The organism is Paenarthrobacter sp. (assembly GCF_031180005.1).
GTDB lineage: Bacteria > Actinomycetota > Actinomycetes > Actinomycetales > Micrococcaceae > Arthrobacter.
In genome coordinates this window covers 105,087-122,692 of the sequence record NZ_JAPSHI010000012.1, presented here as the reverse complement: position 1 = coordinate 122,692, position 17,606 = coordinate 105,087, and the positions used below count along the sequence as shown (strand labels likewise).

Here is a 17,606-nt window from a genome sequence, read left to right as displayed (position 1 = left end):
GCAACGAGTTCTGCATCAGCTAAGGCCATTACTAGACTCGGACTGTGAACAACCAACTCCCTGCCAAGGTTTCCGACGTCTTTGACCCCTCACGCTGGCGCACTGTTTCCGGCTTCGACGACTTCAAAGACATGACCTACCACCGGCAGGTTGAGCGTTCAACGGACGGCACAGTCAAGGACCTCCCCACGGTACGCATCGCGTTCAACCGCCCCGAGGTCCGCAACGCCTTCCGCCCGGGTACCGTGGATGAGCTCTACCGCGCCATGGACCACGCCCGCATGACCCCGGATGTTGCCACGGTGCTGCTCACAGGCAACGGACCTTCGGAAAAAGACGGCGGACACTCGTTCTGCTCCGGCGGCGACCAGCGGATCCGTGGCCGGGACGGCTACCGCTACCAAGTAGAAGGCGCTGCGGGTGACTCCGCTGAATTTATCGACCCCGCCCGCGCCGGCCGCCTTCACATCCTGGAAGTCCAGCGACTCATGCGGACCATGCCCAAGGTGGTCATCGCCGTTGTCAACGGCTGGGCGGCCGGCGGCGGCCACTCGCTGCACGTGGTCAGCGACCTCACTATCGCCTCGCGCGAGCACGGCAAGTTCAAGCAGACGGACGCAACCGTGGGAAGTTTCGACGCCGGATACGGCTCGGCGCTGTTGGCCCGCCAGATCGGGCAGAAAGCCGCGCGGGAAATCTTCTTCCTGGCACGCGAATATTCCGCAGAGGACATGGTCAGGATGGGGGCAGTGAACGAGGCCGTTGACCACTCCCGCCTCGAAGAAGTTGCTCTGGAGTATGCAGCCGATATCGCCCGCCAGTCACCGCAGGCCATCCGCATGCTCAAGTTCGCTTTCAACCTTGCCGACGACGGCCTTGCCGGCCAGCAGGTCTTCGCCGGCGAAGCCACCCGTCTCGCGTACATGACGGACGAGGCCGTGGAGGGCAAAGAAGCGTTCCTTCAAAAGCGCGATCCCGACTGGTCCAACTTCCCCTACTACTTCTAGGACCACCGTGAACATCGATCCCATTTTGAAAGCCCTGATGGCTGCCCTCCATGGCGAGGGCCCCGCCGTCGAAATCATGGTGGATAAAAACGGCGCGCCGCAGGCTGTTCCGGTTGAGACCGGCGTCGAAGACGCAGCCGTGGTGGTCCGCACTTCCGGTTCCACGGGGACGCCGAAGGCAACCGTACTGACCGTCGACGCCCTCGCAGCTTCTTCTGTATCCACCGCCGTGGCCCTGCGTGGCGAAGGACAGTGGTTGCTGGCACTGCCGCTGCAGTATGTGGCCGGCGTGCAGGTGCTGGTCCGCTCGCTCTACGCAGGCACGCGTCCGTGGGTCATGGATCAGTCGAGCGGCTTCACACCGGAGGCCTTCACGGCCGCCGCCGAGGAACTGACCGACAAGATCCGGTTTACTTCCTTGGTGCCCACGCAACTGCAACGGCTCCTCGACTCCCCCACGCCGGAAACCCTGGCCGTGCTGCGCCGTTTCAACGCGATCCTGCTGGGCGGCGCTCCCGCTTCTGCTGGACTCCTTGCGACCGCCCACGCCGAGGGCCTCAAGGTGGTGACCACCTACGGCTCGGCCGAGACGTGCGGCGGGTGCATTTACGACGGCGAGCCGTTGGACGGCGTCGAGGTCCGTATAGGTGAAGGCGAACTGGAAGGCCGCATCCTGCTGGGTGGCGACACCGTGGCGGCGGGCTACCTGGACGCGGCCCGCGCCTCTAAGGCAGCATTCTTCGAGGAAGACGGCGTGCAGTGGTACATCACGGGCGATCTGGGCGAGCTGTCAGATGACGGCAAACTCACAGTGCTGGGCCGCGCCGATGACGTGATCATCACCGGCGGCGTCAAAGCCTCCGCCGCTTACATCCAGGGCAAGCTGGAAGAGCTCGACGGCGTCACTGCGGCTTTCGTAACTGGTGTACCGTCGCGGGAGTGGGGCCAAGCCGTGGCAGCTTACGTTGCGGTGACTGATGCATCGCCCGCCGGCCTCAAGGGTTTCACAGCCCGCCGGGATGAAGTACTGGGCGTCCTGGCGCCCAAAACGGTGTTCGCTGACAAGGATTTGCCGATGCTTCCCAACGGAAAGCCGGACCGTATGGCCATGATTGACCGGCTTTCCGAGCTGCATCAGGGACAATAGACAAGTTCTTCCTCCCACCCCCTGACTCAGATCAACCGCGAAATACACGAGGTACTACACGTGGCGACAGCTGCACAATGGATTCAAGGAGCCCGGCTCCGCACACTGCCCGCGGCCATCGCGCCGGTCCTTATCGGTTCGGCAGCGGCGTACGAGCTCCAGGCTTTCCGGTTGCCGAACGCGATCCTGGCAGCTCTTGTGGCTCTTCTGCTTCAAATTGGCGTGAACTACGCAAACGACTACTCCGACGGCATCCGGGGCACGGATGAGGACCGCGTGGGCCCCCTCCGTTTGGTTGGTTCAGGAGCTGCGAAGCCGGAACAGGTGAAGTGGGCTGCCTTTGCGCTGTTCGGGGCGGCGATGATTTGCGGTCTCATCCTGGTGATCATCACCCAAGCGTGGTGGCTGATCCTGGTCGGTATCGGCTGCATCCTGGCGGCTTGGGGCTACACAGGCGGCAAGAACCCCTACGGCTACCTGGGCCTGGGCGATGTCTTTGTTTTCGTGTTCTTCGGACTCGTGGCAACCCTGGGAACCACCTACACGCAGGCCGGGCAGGTCAGCCTGGCCGCGGTCATCGGTGCGATCGGCACCGGACTCATCGCCTGTGCGTTGCTGATGGCCAACAACGTCAGGGATATCCCCACGGATGCGGCTGCTGGAAAGCGGACCTTGGCAGTCCGTCTGGGTGACCGGCACGCCCGCGAAAGCTACGTACTGATGCTGGCCGTGGCCATCCTGCTGGTGATCGTCCTGGCACCCACCAAGCCGTGGATGCTGATCGTGCTGCTGCTGATTCCGGCCTGCCTGATGCCGGCCTGGCTCATGGTGAACGGCAAGAAGCGCAAGAGCCTGATCCCGGTTCTCAAGCAGACCGGCATGATCAACCTCGGTTACAGCCTGTTGTTCTCGCTGGGACTGATCCTGAGCCGGGGCTTCTGAGCCCTTCCGTCCGAGTTTTTGTACAGCAAACGCCCCTAAGAAGCTCTCTTGGGGGCGTTATCTGTAAAAAAAACTTCTCTAGAGAGTGCCCGGGCGTTTATCGTTGTTCACGGCGATGTCCGGGTTCTTCTCAACCAAGCCGTCCTCGACGGCGGCGTCTTCAACCTCACCGGCAGTTCGGATGGGCTTGGCCCGCCCGGAGAACCGTTCGCGCATAGCTGCCGTGGCGGCGTCGCGCTGCTTCTGGAAAAAGAGGTAGCTGATGGCGAAGGCAATCAGCCCGGCAAAGACCACAGCCAGGATCCAGCCCACCCCCAAAAAGGCGAACAGCACGAACAACGGCACGAACAGCGCCAGACGGATGAGGGAATACTTCAGGAAAGCCACCATCCAAGTTTAGCCGCCCGGATGGTTGCACTCTGATCACAGCCGGAACAGGGCGTCCAGTGATCGGCTTCAGGCGACTAGACTTGGTGCATGCTCCGGGTTGTAGGCGTCGTTATAGTTCTAGTCATCTTTGTCTATGCCCTGGTGGACGTCATCCGCACGGACGGCAACCAAACACGCGGGATTTCCAAACCCGCATGGATCATTGTGATGATCCTCCTGCCGCTGCTGGGAGCGATCCTCTGGTTCATTTTTGGTCGGCCCTACGGCAAGCCCACTGCCAAGCCCGTACGCCGACAGCCCACAGCCCCGGACGACGACCCCGAGTTCCTGCGCAACCTGGAAACCCGACGCCGTAACCAGGCTGAAGAGGATCGCCTGAAGAAACTCAAGGCGGAACATGACGCCAAGGAACGCGATACCGGCGACAAGCCGAACGACGGCAGCGGCGACGCCAAAAACAACGGTTTCAAACCCGGCGACGCCAAGCGCAGCGAGCCGGATCCCCATGACACGGACGAGCTGAAGTAGGCAAACATGGCCCAGCAAGCTGATGGATCACGGCAGTCACCTTCCTCCACACCATCAGCCAGCGGGCCCGCATCACCCTCCGCACCGCCTCCACGGCCTGGCATCTCCCTGTCCACGCCGCCGCCCATAGCGGAGGCTGTTCGTCCTCCTGGACCAGCCCGTTTGTCCCGCACTCTGTGGGTGGCCAGTTTCGTTGCCGGTATCGCGGTGGTGGTGACAGGCTTTCTTGACCGGGACTCCCACTTCGAACGCCTGAAGGGCGTCATTGGAGGCATGGTTCCCGACGGCGACGCGGACGCCATAGAGGGAGCCACCGCCGTCGTTTTCCTGGGAAGCCTCGCCATGCTCGCGCTGGTAATAGCCATGGAAGCCGTCCTGCTGGCGGTCCTCTTCAAACGCCGCATCTGGGCTCGGTGGGCCTTGGCTCCTTTGGTCCTCCTCCATGCTGTGGTCACCGTCATTACGGCCGACTTTGTGGTGGCCCCTGGCGGGGACGGTGTCTTGACGATTGTGCTGTTGGCGGCCCAATTCATCCTGGCTGCAGCCGCCCTGATCCTGCTGTTCCTCCCGTCCACCACCATCTGGTTGCTCAGCGAACGGGTTGGCTAGCGGGTTGCCTAACGAGCGGCTGGAATAGCGGCCAGCATCCCCTCGCAACTGCGCAGGACTACGCGGCAAGCGTCCAGTGCGGCCGGCTCAGTGAGCGGGTTCTCCGCGAGCAAGCGCCAACGGTTCAGGCTTTCCCGTGCCGCCTCGCTGATCTGCTCCGGGCCGGCCTCCGGATCCAGTCCCAACCTCCGTGGCGGCGTGCTGCCACGGCCGCCCACCAACCGCTCAGCCTCTGCTGATTGCTCCGGGGTCAGGTTTAGGCCCTCGGTCCGAAGTGTGGCCAGGAGCCTCAATTCCCGGAACTCGTGGGCGCCTGTGAGGAGCCTTTCCAGACTGCCTTCCAAGAGCAGCGCGACGTCCCTTGGCGAACTGCGCAGCAAGGCTTCCAAGCCCACGACGGCGGCACGCGCCTTGAGTGCCTCCGCTCGCGTCTGGAACAGATAGGCGATGTTCTCCAACAACTGGCCAAGTCCGCTGCGTCGTGCCAGCTCATGGGCCAGTTCCGTGGGATTGTCCATTCCACCCCGGAGGAGGGCAACGCCAAGGCGTATGCCGAACAGGCCGAATCTTTGCACGAGGGACGCTTTTGCTGCCGAGCCCAGTCCATCGGGCTCGGCGGCGCGAACAAAGAGATCCGCTGACAGCATCAACCTTTCCCTCTGGTTCCTTTCCATCTGCGCCAACAGCCTCATGGCCTCGAAATCGGTCTGGCGCATGGTCCGCGAACTTTGGGCCAGCAGGCCGGCAACCGGGACAACACCCAGGGCAAGGGGCCTGAGGTTTTGGTCCCGGCTGTATCTGTCAGCGATCACTGCTGCGGAGATGAGGGAATCGATTCTTCCCGCGCCGATCTCGTCAGCCCGGGACAGGACCGCCAAGGCATTGACAGTCCCCGATTGGCCCGCGCAAGTGTCCTTGAAGGATTCCAGGAATCGGACATCGGAAGCATGGAGGTGCCGCATGAGGTAGATGACGGCGTCCGCGGCCATGGGGGCATCTTCGGGGAGGAGGAACTCCGTGGACCGACCTGACACGTCCTGTGACAAGGAGGCGATCCCGGGGGTGTCGATCAAGGTGAGGTCCCGCAGGCCGGCGGATGGCCAGTCGACCACCAGCCGCTCCACGTCATCGGCCCGGAGATCACCCATGTTGAAGACCAACCTGCCGTCTTCGCGGGTGACTGGGAGGGACTGCGGTTCCCCGATGATCGGATGGAGCGTGATCCTGGGGGTGTGCCCATAGCGGTACCACGTGACGATCCGTGTGCATTCCCCGGCGTCAGTAGGGGCGATTTCCTCCCCGATGATCGCATTGAGCAGCGTCGACTTGCCGGCCTTGACCATGCCGGCCACTGCTATGCGCAAAGGGCCTTCCAGCCTGCCCTGGAGCTCGTCCACCACAGCAAGTGCCGCTGCGTCCTCGTGGAAGACCTCCCTTGCTTGCCGGAGCAGGTGGGCGGCTCCGGCGATGCCCGACTCGATCATCCCGCAGGGACCGAGGACGGCGCTGATGTGGGCTGCGGGGATGTGTCGGAAGTGGGTGTTGGCGCCTCGTCCTGCAGCCGCTGCGAGGCGTTGGCCAGGGCATCCACTACCTTGAGCTGGTTCCGAATTTCCTTGATTCTCATGTCCCGCTCCACGGCGTAGGTAGCCGCCGCTTTCTGTGCGGCCGCCACTGATTCCGTTAGTGAACGGTGGTGCTCCTCGGCGATCTCCGTGAAGTGGTCGCGTGTAGCCCGCTGGACCAACCGCAGCCTGTCCTTGAGCTGCTTTCCCACCTGGAATACAACATCGTCCACGTGCTTCCGGACCAGGATCTTGGCTTCGGATTGGCGTTGCTTGAGCCTGGCCTCCTTATCTTCCCGGTACGCCTTTCGCCCGAGCATCAACCCGGCTCCTACGGACAACGGATTGATAAGGGCCATCCCAAAGATGCCCGTCAGCAGACCAAACATCAGCACGCCCCCGTAGGACCCGCGCATCCCGATCAGCACCTTTTGCAGCGGACCGAGGTGCCCGTCTTCCATATCCTGGATGTCGGCCACAGGGTCCAGTACGCCGCCGGTATCGGATACCTTCAACGCCGGCAGGGCAACCTCATCTTCTGAGAAGTGCTCTGCCACTTGCGTGGCCAACCATTGAGCTCGTTCGCTGGTCCACACGAACGTATCCGATACCGCTGCTGCCGTACTCTGTTCCAGCCACTGCGTGAATTGCTCCCACGCGGGTCCAGGGTCACCCTGATCTATGGCAATTTCGGCCTCGCGTTGGATCCTGCGCAGCCTATCCCTCAGGTCATATTCCATGTCGGCGATGAGGTCGCCGATGCCATCGTTGAGCGTTATCTGCCAGCGGGCGGATCGTTTGCGGAGGGCGTCGGCGTCCTCCTTTGCCGCGTTCAAGCCGGCGATCATCTGCGGAGTTCCCGCCGGGTTCTCCAGGGCTTCGAGCTCCGAATGCAGCGCCAGCCTGAGGTTTTCGCTGACGGTCAACAGGTCGTTGCTCACGGATTTGCGTTGAATCCTGGCCGCCCCGCCCACAATGTTGTTCCTCAGGTGCTCGATCAACGCCGGAAACCCTGATTCTGCGTTCAGATCGGGGTCCTGCAGCCGCGCCGCATGGAGCCGCAACTCCGAGGACACGGGAAACAGCGGAATTTCAGGTCCCACTTCGGCCAGATGCCTTTGGTCCAGCTCCGCGATCCGGCGCCAGCTGGGATATAGGTCGGTCTTGGACAGCACGCACAGAACGTTGGGGCTGATGCGCATCGCCTGGCGCAGGAACCGCATCTCCGGCTCAGTAAATTCCTGTGAAGCATCGGAGACGAACACCATGGCGTGCGCCGACGGCAAGGCGGTCAACGTAGTCAAGGTATGTGTGGACCCCAGGCCACCAACGCCTGGAGAGTCCACGATCGTCAGCCCGCTGCTCAGCAGTTTCCGGGGGAGGGAAACTTCGGCCGCGACGATGTTCTTCCTGTTGCCCGGATTGCCCTTTTCGGAGACGTATTCCGCGAGTTCATCCAGCCGCACCGGCTGCCGTTCCAGCCCGCTTTCGGGCCCGCCTGCGTCTCCTTCCGGTTCGATCCCGCGCTGACCGGGAACCAGGACAACGGCCGACGCCGGATCTCCCTGCCGTACGACGGTAGGGACGGAGGTGGCAATGTCATCATCAACCGGGCAGACGGGTGCGTTCACCAAGGCGTTGATCAGCTGGCTCTTGCCCTGTTTGAATTCGCCCACTACGATGACGCGGACGCTTGGATCGTGCAAACGGTTGAGGGTATTTTCCAGTCGGCGCCGGAGGTCGTTCCGGTCCCCAACCAGCGCCATGCCCTGCTCAACCAACGTGGTCATGTGTCCTGTGTCCGCCACCATTTGTCCTTTGCTCTGCCTGCCTCGCCGTTGAGGCCACGAAGTGCCCGGCAGACGTTTTTGCGTCTGCCGGGCACTGCTGGGGTGTTCGTAAACGTCGTGTCTTGGATCGTTACGACGTCTGGATTTTTTTGGTGCTAGTCGATTTCCACATCGTTCTTGGCCACGACGATCGAGTCGTCGATGTCGTTGTATTCGACGTCCACATCGAGCTCGTTGTCGGCGATGACCGTGTTGTCCTCCACGTTGGTGTATTCGACATCCACCTCGTTGTCCTGGATAACCGTGGAATCGTAATTGACCTGGACATCTTCGACGTCGATCTCCTTGGAGTTGTCGATCTCCAGCTCGTTGTCCTGGATAACCGTGGAATCGTAGTTGACCTGGACATCTTCCAGTTCCACGTTGGTGGAGTGGTCGTTGGTGTACTCCAGATCCACCTCGTTGTCCTTGATGATGGTGGAGTTCTCGATATTCGTGTACTCCACGTCCACGTCGCCGACTTCCAGTTCGGTCTCATTGTTGTAGGAGTCCTTGTTGAAGGAATCCGTGTTGTGGATGTTGGTGTGGGAATTGTCCACGGAGTTGTCCTCGTTGAAGGAATCCTCAAATTCCACGTCCACGTCTACATCGGTGTTGTAGGAGTCCTTGGTTACGGAGTGATCGTCGTTGAAGGAATCCTTGACCTCGATGTTCGTGTTGCCGATCTCAACGTCTCCTGGGCCCGATTCACTGATACTCACCGAGTTATCCGTCGAATGGTCGTCAGTGTTGGTGGTGTTTCCGGAGTCCTTCACGTCGTCGCCGGCAGCAATTGCTCCGTCACCCGAGGCAACCACAGCGTCCTGGTTGAAGAGCTGCGTGACATCGCCGTCCGCCCAGATGTTCTGGTTTACCGACTGGTCGGTAATCGTGTCGCGGTCGTCGATGGTGGTGGTGTAGGAGTAGTTGTTCACTACGTGGACCAGCTGCTGGACGGCATGTGCATGGTCGTCCCAGTCACCGCCGCCACCACCATGACCGCCACCACCATGACCATGATCGTCATCGTCGTGACCACCCCAGCCACCGCCGCCACCACCATGACCGCCACCACCATGACCATGATCGTCATCGTCGTGACCACCCCAGCCACCGCCGCCACCGCCATGACCGCCACCGCCATGTCCATGGTCGTCGTCGTCCCTGTCCGGGCGTCCGCCGCCACCGCCGCCACCGTGCGGGCGATCATCGTCGTCGCGGCCGCCCCAGCCGCCGCCCCCACCAGTGGAAGCGTTGTTGCCACCCGTGTTGTATTCGCGGTCGAACGACGAACGGGCGTTGATGGGTGCGTAGTCGAGGACCACCGGGCGGACAGCGTCGACGTCGGCCGACGAGACGTCGCGCAGGCCTGCTGCGGCGAGCGCTGCTTCGGGATCCCGTACGAATTCTTCAGCGGCATCAGGATCGTTGAACAGGCTCATCAGGAACTGCACGAGCTGTTGTGCGAGTGTAGGCATTGGAGTGCTCCCTCAAATTCTGTGATGGATAATGATTCGCCCGGCGCCTTTGCCGGGCTTGCATTCAACGTATTGCCCGGGCTGGTAACCGGGCATCGGGGGTGGTCCCCCTACCGGTTCCCCCATCGTTAGGGGATTGCCCGGTTTTCCGTTAGGGGGTGGAGGGTATTGCCGCTTACGGAGGTGGGTACCCCTCCCCCAGTGCCAACCGAAGCCGTACAAGGAGTTCAGAGCGGCTTTCGGCCCCCAAGCGTCGTCGCATGCGTGCCACGTGGTGCTCCGCCGTTCGGGGGGAGATGTAAATGGCTTCGCCGATTTCCCGGTAGGTCTTGCCTTCCAGGATGAGCCGAGCCACCTCACGTTCCCTGGCGCTGAGTCCGGAGGAGTCAGGAGCTCCAGGGCCGCCCCCGTTGTCCATGACAGGCTGAGCGGGAACAGCGGTGCGAGCATCTTCCTGCCGCTCCGACGGCGCGGCAGACGGGGCCGAACCTTGGGGGTGCAGGTCCCTGGCACATGCGAGCAGCTTCACCATGTCGCGGCGTTCTTCCGCATGCGCCGCCGCATGGCCCGCCAAGCGCGCACCCTCCCAAGGCATGCCGACGGCGGCCAGGCCGCGGGCCGCTGTTTCGACGTCGGACGCTTCAAAACGACCGGCTAGGACCGAGACCCAGGTCTTACCACCAGCCGCGAGCACGGACGCCAGATGACTGTGCTCCGATGCCCGCACCAGCGCTGCCGCATGCGGTGCCAGCCCGGCAGGGTCTTCGCTCAGCAACGCCGCCTGCACGGCCGCCCAATGCAAGGGCACCGCCCACAAGGGCGGGTTGCCCAGCCGCCCCAGCAAGTCCCAAGCGCCCTCGAGGTAATGCGCAACCCTCCTTGATTCCCGCAACCGCGCAGCAGTAATCATCAACTCGCCCCATGGCAACAGGCTGTAGAGGTCTACGGAAACGTGCATCATCGACTCGCGGGCCCTGTCCCAAGCCAGCACCAGCTCGTGCACGTCACTGCCCCGCCGCGCAAGGCCTACTTCCAAGGCCGCCAGCAGGAACTCATCCCGAGGCGCCAGGGCCCAGTGATTGGCTTTGACGGCCTCATTGATGGCCAAACGTGCGTCGTCGGCGTTGTCCTGTTGCATGGAGGACCACGCGCGCAACAAGAACAGTCGGGGACGGGCTGCGTTGCCACCCTGGCCTGCAGCCAACGCTGCCTTGAGCACGGTGTCCGCTACCGTCGGTTCCCCGCTGTGGAGGGCGCACAATGCAGCCAGAGCACCGGGGGTTTCCGGCAGGGGGATGGACGTTCCTGCCGCGTTCATCATGTCCGAGGCCCTGATGAGCTCGGGCAGCGCCAGTTCCGGTGCCGGCTCCAAGGTTTTCCGGAGCCCCTGCTGAGTCAGGGACATCGCAACCGCCAGGAGCGTAGGCGAACCGCTCTGAGGAACAGCTGACAGAAGCTCCTCCGCACCCAGCGGGTTTCCTGAACCGATCATGGCCACCGCAGCGAGAGGGGCCGAACCATCTATCGTGTCCGAACCCAGCCAGCTGTATGTATCGGCACTTCGGACGAGCATTCCACGCTGCGCCCAGACGGCGGCGGCCACGTCCACTCCGAGCCGAAGCTCGGGGGCCCCGGGCACCGCCAAGAGCCGGTCCACCATCCTGCCCGCGGAGTCCAAATCACCGGTAGCCGCTGTAGCCTGCGCATGTCTTGCCGCCTTGGCAACCTCGTCGCCTCCGGCCAGGAGGGCTTCGGCGTAGAGTTCGGCGGCCAATTGCGGGTCTGATTCCAAAGCGTCGTCAGCAGCCCGTTCCAGCTCAGCGACGACACGAGGATCATGAAACCCGTTCCTCGCCAGGTCACGGGCCAGATCCCCTAGTGCCTGGCCCTCCTGGAAAGTCTTATCCACCAATTCCCTTTGCAGCGCCCGGATACGGGAGGCAGGGGTTCCCTTCAGCAGGGCGTACCGTGCAGTGCCCACCACAGTCCCATCCGGCGAAAGCAACCCGGTTTCTTTGGCAGCGGCAATGATCGAGTCCAAGCCGTCAGGGTCGCCCAGGCCTTCAGCGTCACGCAGGCTGTCGGGAAGGGGCGACGGGATGGAGAATCCTACGGACAGGGCCAGAAGCAGCTCGCGGATAGCGGCAGTCGCATCCCCCAACACGGGACCCATGTTTGAGCCCGGGGTGTCTATTGCGTGGTTGAGGGGGTGATCGTCTGCCCCGGCCCGAAGGTGCCCGGGCTTATGGTCGTTTCCCGTCATGGGTTAGACCGCCGAGAGCAGCGCGGGATCCGGAGAAGGGCTGGTTTCTGTCGGTGAAGGCGCTGGATCAGGGACGGCCGGCGGGGTGGTCTCCTGCGAAACTATCGGTTCCGGCGACGCCGGCGGGTCCTGAACGGCCGTTGGCTCGGGCTGCGGGGCGGTTGGCTCCGGCTCCGGCGATGGCGACGGCGGTGGCGTCACCGGATCCACGGGAGTGGTGGGTGGTGTTGTTGGTTCGTTTGCCGGTGGGGTTGTTGGGTCCGTGGTTACCGGTGGTGGTGTTGTGGTTGTCGGCGGAGGCGTCGGTCCGCTTGCGGCACCTCCTGTCGGATCGGGCGCGGGGGTTGTTGGCGGCGTAGTAGCCGGAGGCGGCGTCTGAGTACCCGGAGTGGAAGTTCCCGTTCCGGGGGCAGTGGGTGTGGTGGTACCTCCCGTCCCGCCGGCTGCTGTATCAGAGGACGTGCCGCCGGAACCCGTCCCTGCCGTGCTGCCGGAACCATTGGCCGCGCTGCCTGTCCCCGCGTTAGTAGCCCCCGCGTTCGCACCCTGTTTGGCCGGCGCCGTTCCTTTGGATCCAGCCCTCGTCACCCCGGTCTTGACGCTCGCCTCAAGTCCCGCTGCCGGTCCTCCGACAACAGGGGCGGAAGCGGTGGCGCCTCCTGCCCCCGAAGCTTTGGCGCCGGAAGCTTGCGCACCGGTGTCGCGCATGACGTCGGCCGCCTGGTTTCCAAACACGGTAGTCAGCAGACCGGTGCCTTCAGGGCTTTGCGCTGCCGTGGCGGTCGCGATGGTCAGCGCGGTTGCTGCTACCGCGGCTGCCGCTGCCATCCTGACACGGGGCCGCGGGGCGTGGCGGCCTGACTTGTCCGAAGCAGCTTTGAGGCGCCCGAGTGCCGGAGCCCGGTTCGGGAGGTGCGGCCTCCCCAACGCAATGGCCACAGGTTCCTCAGACCCGGAAGCCGTAACTGACGCTGATGACGCGGCCGTAGCCGCATCCACTGCACCTGCCCCACTGGAGCGCAGGCCAGCCACGGCAGCGCCGAGGCAGATGGACGACTTGGGATCGGCGTCGACGGCGATCGGACGGTCCAGTTCCACGGAAATGAGCTCCGCCACGAGTGGAATCCGGGACGATCCTCCGATGAGCAGCACTGCGCTCAGGTCCTGCGCTTCAAGGTTGATACTCCGCAGGCTGCGTTCAAGGGCGTCCACAGTGTCCCTGACAGGGGCCTCGATCATCGCCTCGAATTCGGAACGGACCAACCGCACGGACAACTGAGATCCAGGCAGAGACACGGCGACGCTGGCTTCGCTGTCCAGCGAAAGTGCCTCCTTGGCTTCCCGGCACTCCCGCCTCAACCGTGAGAGAGCCGCCAAAGTCTCCGGAGAGCTCACATCCAAAGCCGCGCCCTCGCCAAGGTGACCCATCACGTGACGCAGGACGGCGGCGTCGAAATCGGCGCCGCCAAGGGTCTCAATGCCATCCGGACGGCCCAATAGCTCAAAGTTTCCCGCGCTCGCTTTGCGGAGGATAGCGGTGTCGAAAGTGCCGCCGCCGAGGTCGTACACCGCGACGACGCTGCCGTCTTCCACACGGGTCTGGGAGGCATAGTGCAGGGCTGCGGCTTCCGGCTCACTGATCAGGGTGATGTCCTCCAATCCGGCCACTTGGAGCGCTGCGAGGACAAGCGAGGTGCGGTGCTGGCCCCATGCCGCGGGGTGCGTCATAATGATCGACGACGGCGAGCTGCCTTCGCGCTCCTCAGCCCTGTCCACCACCCACCGTGCCATAGTGGCATATACGTCTTCGGGGGCCAGCCAGCTCTCTCCGACAGCGAGCGGAACCGAGTCACCTATCCTGCGCTTGAATTCCCGCACCATGCGCTGGGGGTCGTCCAGTCCGCGACGTTCGGCCGCTTCTCCTACCAAAACCCGGCCGTCTTCTGCATAGAACAACACCGACGGCACGGCGCTGCCATGCAGGCCCAACGGAAGGATCCCGGGTGCTGGAGTTGGGCCCTGGTCAGGTCTTACCAGGGCTGCGGCGGTAAAACTGGTCCCGACGTCAATGGCGAGAACATAGCTCATGGTTACCTCGAAAAGAACACGGCGCGTCGCTAGCGGACTGCATCACAAGCGGGTTCTGAACAAGCTAGCACCTGCCCCCAGCGGGTAAAAGCCTCAGGTGCTACACCAAATTGTCATTATTGCTACACCAAATTGTCATATTCCAAGACCACCATACGCACAGAGGAACGAAGCCCCTGCTCAGGCGGCCAAGGAGGCATTCCGAAGGCTAGAGTCCGGAGTAGGAATGCAGGCCGTTGAAAACCGTGTTCACGAGTGTGAAGTTGATGATGACGCAGGCGTAGCCAACGATCGATAACCACGCTGCACGGGTTCCGGTCCAACCACGGGTGGCCCGGGCGTGCAGGTAGCCCGCGTAGACCACCCAGATCACGAAGGTCCAGACCTCCTTGGGGTCCCAGCCCCAGAAGCGGCCCCAGGCCTTTTCAGCCCAGATCGCACCAAACATGAGGGTGAACGTCCAGCCGATGAAGGCGATGGCGTTGATGCGGTAGGAGAGGTTCTCCAAGCTCAGTGCATTCGGAACCAGGCGCATGAAGCCCAGGTTGTCTTTGCGGCCGGCAGCAAGGTTCTTCTGGCGGTACGACTGCAGCAACTGCAGCACAGACATGGCAAACGTCAGGGTGAACAATGCAGAGGAGAGCACCGCGATGGAAACGTGGATGATCAGCCAGTAGCTCTGCAGGGCCGGAACCAGGTGCCCCACCGGGGTCCAGAAGGCAGCCGAAGCTGCCACCAGCATGATGATGGCCAGCCCGATCACAAAGGTGCCCAGGAAGCGCAGGTCCCTGCGGATGAGAACTATCAGGAAAACAGCTACGGCCACGAAGGCACCCGTGGTGAGGAACTCGTACATGTTTCCCCACGGCACCCGGCCCGCGCCAAATGCACGGGTAATCACGCCGGCGCCGTGGATGAGCACACCCAGCACCGTCAACGCAACAGCCACGCGGGCAGGCGCACGGCGTTCGCCCGCGTACTTCATGTCGCCGGCGGCGGTGCCGCCCTCAACGGTGAGGCCCGACGTCGGACGCTCGGCGCGGCCCGCCGGCCCACCGGCGTCGGGCCCCCCCAAGCCTCCCGCGACGCGGCCTGCGGAAACCGTGACCTTCTTCTCGCCGACGGCGCTTGCCGCGGCCTTCAGGTCAACGGCGCGGAGCATCTTGCTGCTCTTCGCCAAGTCCCAGGCAAAGGCGATGAACGCCACGGTGTACGTTCCGGCGGCCAACAGCATGAACAGCTCGCTGTACTGGCCCAGGGTTTCGTTGATGACGGGCATTACTGGTCCTTCGAGGTTGAGGAAGATCCTGCTGTTGTTGTTGCGGTGTCCAGTGACTCCGGGACGTTCCATTCCCGGGCAAAGAGTTCACGGAGGGCTGCGGCTTCGCCGGCCAGGCGATGGTCTTCACCGCGTGCCAGCAGGCCGTACTCCACCATGGTGCGGCCGTCCTCGTGGGTTCCGGTGCGGACCCAGACACGGCGGCGGTTGATGTACAGCGACATGACCAGACCGGCGACCGCGAGGAAACCGAAGATCAACGCGTAGAGCTGGCCGGGGTTGTGGTGGATGTCCACTCCGATGTACTTCTTGACGCCATCGAACGTGATGCTGCCCTTGCCTTCGGGCAGGTCGACTGTGGCTCCCGGACCCAGGGTGATACCGCCGGCAGGGAGGTCACGGCCGTTGAGCTGTTGAAGGTCCTTGACGTCCAGCTCGAACACGTTCTGGGGCACGCCCTTGTCCAAGCCTAGGTCACCGTAGAACGAATTCAGGCTCAACTGCGGGTTGATAAGTTCCGGGGCGCCGCTGAAGGAAATTCCGTCCTCCGTGACGAACGCCGTGGGCAGGAAGAAGCCAACAAAGCCCAACTGTTCCGGCTTGGCGTCCGGGACCTTGATGACCACGGAGGAGTAGTAGTTGTCGCCCTGGACCTTGGCCGTTACCGGGCCTTGGAAAGCGACGTTGCCCTCCCCGTCCCGGACGGTGACCATGGGCGCGTAGCCGTTTCCAGTGAGGTAGAGGCTTGTATTCCCGAGGGAAACGGGGTCGTTGACCTTGAGGGTTTCCTTCTTGCCCGGCGCATCCGGGGTTTCCTTCGTTGTGACCTCAGCGGTGTAGTCGATGGGCTGGCCGGCCTTGCCGGGCGATTCGCGGTCGAACCTGGCCTCGAACTTGTCCAGCTGCATCGAGTAGGGCTGGAGCGAACTGCTCTGGAAGTTGGTGCCCGGCGTGAATTGGTCGTAGCCCACCAAGGTGTTGACGAATGTGTCGCCTTCCACCAAGATCCGCTGGCCGCTGTACCCGTAAAGCCCACCAATGGCCACGGACACCAGCACCCCGATCAAGGAAGTGTGGAACACCAGGTTGCCCACTTCCTTCAGGAAGCCGCGCTCGGCACCCAAGGACGGCAGGGCGCCGTCGACGTCCCTGACCTCGACGCGGTAGCCGCGCTTCTTCAGCAGCCCGGCGGCATCGTTGATGGCTTTCGACGCCGGGATCCCGGCGTCGGCGGCCACAGCCAAGGTACCGTACTCCGGCAGGCGCGACAGGCGCTTGGGGGTGCGCGGCGGCTGCGACTTCATGGCCTTGTAGTGGGCGATCGCGCGCGGAGTGACGCAGCCGATCAAGGAGATGAACAACAGGATGTAAATGGCCGAGAACCAAGCCGACGAGTAGACGTCGTACATCTGGAGGGCGTCGAGAAGCTCGCCGTAGGAAGGGTTGTCCTTGATGTACTGCGTGACCACTGACGGATTGGCGGGCCGCTGCGGGAACAGGGAACCCGGCACAGCGCCAACGGCAAGCAGGAGCAGCAGGAAGAGCGCCGTGCGCATGCTTGTCAGCTGCGTCCAGGACCACCGGAGCATGCCCTTGAAACCAAGCGCGGGCAGGGCTGCCTCGGACTTGGCCTGCTGGAGTTTTCCTTCGCCTGTTGTGCCTTCTGCGGAGGTGCTTTCAGCGGTAGGTGACTTCTTCTTGGCTTTCACGGACTCGCTCATCAGATTGGCAACTTCACGTCGTTTTGGAACCAGTACTGCAACTCGGTCACCCAGGTTCCCCATACGCCGGTGGCCATGAGGATTCCGAGCAAAATCAGGATGCCTCCGCCGATCCGCTGGATGGCCAGCCGATGCTCGCGGAAGAAGGACATCACTCCCATGCCCCGGCGAACGGCCAGCGCGATCAGAAGAAACGGAATGCCAAGGCCAAGGCTGTAAACGAACGCCAGGAGGGCTCCCTTGGCCGCCGACGAACCGCCGGACAAGCTCAGCAACTGTACCGCGGAGTACGTCGGACCAATACAGGGCGCCCAGCCCAGCCCGAACGTGAGTCCCAGCAGCGGTGCGCCCCACAGGCCGGCCGGGGGTTTGGCATGGATCTTCGCGTCACGCTGCAGCCAGCCGAAGCCGCCCATGAACACCACGCCCATGATGATCACCAGGAGGCCCAACAGTTGGGTGATCCAGGCGTTTTGGGGGCCGGTCAGCAAAGTCCCCAGCTGCCCGAACGCACCGCCCAGGAGAACGAAAATCACCGAAAAGCCCAGCACAAACAGGCCGATACCGGCCAGCATGCGGCCGCGCCTTTGCTTCTGGAGGTCGACGCCGGTCAGTCCCGTGACGTAGCCAAGGTAACCGGGGACCAGCGGCAGCACGCAGGGAGAAAGGAAGGAGACCAGCCCGGCCAGCAGTGCCACCGGCACAGCCAGCAGCAGTGATCCGTTGAGGATCGTCTCGGCAAAAGGACTGTTCATGGTTG

General features: G+C 63.2%; 14 protein-coding genes. 5 read left to right on the top strand and 9 right to left on the bottom strand.

From position 1 onward, the window contains the following. Positions 1-44 precede the first annotated feature (44 nt). Genes RIF72_RS11080 through RIF72_RS11070 form a run of 3 tightly spaced genes read left to right on the top strand, consistent with a single transcriptional unit; the run spans position 45 to position 3,096 of the window. Entirely contained in the window at positions 45-1,007 is a 963-nt protein-coding gene (locus tag RIF72_RS11080; RefSeq protein ID WP_178995134.1) for a 1,4-dihydroxy-2-naphthoyl-CoA synthase, read from the top strand. Positions 1,008-1,014: 7 nt separating this feature from the next. Continuing rightward, the gene (locus tag RIF72_RS11075) at positions 1,015-2,154 is read left to right on the top strand and encodes an AMP-binding protein (protein ID WP_309074884.1); all 1,140 of its coding nucleotides are present in this window, start codon (positions 1,015-1,017) and stop codon (positions 2,152-2,154) included. Between the two features lie 60 nt (positions 2,155-2,214). Beyond that, positions 2,215-3,096 carry a 1,4-dihydroxy-2-naphthoate polyprenyltransferase gene (locus RIF72_RS11070; RefSeq protein WP_309074882.1) on the top strand — a complete coding sequence of 294 codons (882 nt, stop codon included), beginning with the start codon at positions 2,215-2,217 and terminating at the stop codon, positions 3,094-3,096. Positions 3,097-3,174: 78 nt separating this feature from the next. Here the strand turns inward: RIF72_RS11070 and RIF72_RS11065 are convergent, their stop codons facing one another. Next, a complete protein-coding gene (locus tag RIF72_RS11065; protein WP_309074880.1) occupies positions 3,175-3,486 on the bottom strand; it encodes a DUF4229 domain-containing protein in 312 nt (103 codons plus the stop codon). Between the two features lie 87 nt (positions 3,487-3,573). Here RIF72_RS11065 and RIF72_RS11060 point away from each other — a divergent pair, with 87 nt between their 5' ends. Both RIF72_RS11060 and RIF72_RS11055 read left to right on the top strand, forming a co-directional pair. Continuing rightward, entirely contained in the window at positions 3,574-4,014 is a 441-nt protein-coding gene (locus RIF72_RS11060; RefSeq protein WP_309074878.1) for a PLD nuclease N-terminal domain-containing protein, read from the top strand. 6 nt (positions 4,015-4,020) lie between these two features. Then, on the top strand, positions 4,021-4,623 hold the full coding sequence (locus tag RIF72_RS11055; RefSeq protein ID WP_309074876.1) for a hypothetical protein: 603 nt from the start codon (positions 4,021-4,023) through the stop codon (positions 4,621-4,623). A gap of 8 nt (positions 4,624-4,631) precedes the next feature. Here the strand turns inward: RIF72_RS11055 and RIF72_RS11050 are convergent, their stop codons facing one another. The 8 genes from RIF72_RS11050 to RIF72_RS11015 all read right to left on the bottom strand — a co-directional run bounded on the left by RIF72_RS11050 (position 4,632) and on the right by RIF72_RS11015 (position 17,601). Next, entirely contained in the window at positions 4,632-6,107 is a 1,476-nt protein-coding gene (locus tag RIF72_RS11050) for a dynamin family protein (RefSeq protein ID WP_309074873.1), read from the bottom strand. After that, complete coding sequence (locus RIF72_RS11045; RefSeq protein ID WP_309074871.1) at positions 6,104-7,978, bottom strand: dynamin family protein; 1,875 nt, start codon at positions 7,976-7,978, stop codon at positions 6,104-6,106. The genes RIF72_RS11050 and RIF72_RS11045 overlap by 4 nt, the downstream gene beginning before the upstream one ends. A gap of 155 nt (positions 7,979-8,133) precedes the next feature. Next, positions 8,134-9,495: an IniB N-terminal domain-containing protein gene (locus RIF72_RS11040; protein ID WP_309074869.1), complete on the bottom strand. Its 1,362-nt coding sequence runs from the start codon at positions 9,493-9,495 to the stop codon at positions 8,134-8,136. 175 nt (positions 9,496-9,670) lie between these two features. After that, a complete protein-coding gene (locus RIF72_RS11035; protein WP_309074867.1) occupies positions 9,671-11,758 on the bottom strand; it encodes a LuxR C-terminal-related transcriptional regulator in 2,088 nt (695 codons plus the stop codon). 3 nt (positions 11,759-11,761) lie between these two features. Further along, positions 11,762-13,846, bottom strand: coding sequence for an Hsp70 family protein (locus RIF72_RS11030; protein ID WP_309074866.1), 2,085 nt, complete (start codon positions 13,844-13,846; stop codon positions 11,762-11,764). Between the two features lie 208 nt (positions 13,847-14,054). After that, complete coding sequence (gene ccsB, locus RIF72_RS11025; RefSeq protein ID WP_309074863.1) at positions 14,055-15,125, bottom strand: c-type cytochrome biogenesis protein CcsB; 1,071 nt, start codon at positions 15,123-15,125, stop codon at positions 14,055-14,057. Beyond that, complete coding sequence (locus RIF72_RS11020; protein WP_309074861.1) at positions 15,125-16,846, bottom strand: cytochrome c biogenesis protein ResB; 1,722 nt, start codon at positions 16,844-16,846, stop codon at positions 15,125-15,127. The genes ccsB and RIF72_RS11020 overlap by 1 nt, the downstream gene beginning before the upstream one ends. Beyond that, a complete protein-coding gene (locus RIF72_RS11015) occupies positions 16,846-17,601 on the bottom strand; it encodes a cytochrome c biogenesis protein CcdA (RefSeq protein ID WP_309074860.1) in 756 nt (251 codons plus the stop codon). Before RIF72_RS11015 ends, RIF72_RS11020 begins: the two co-directional genes overlap by 1 nt. Positions 17,602-17,606 lie beyond the last annotated feature (5 nt).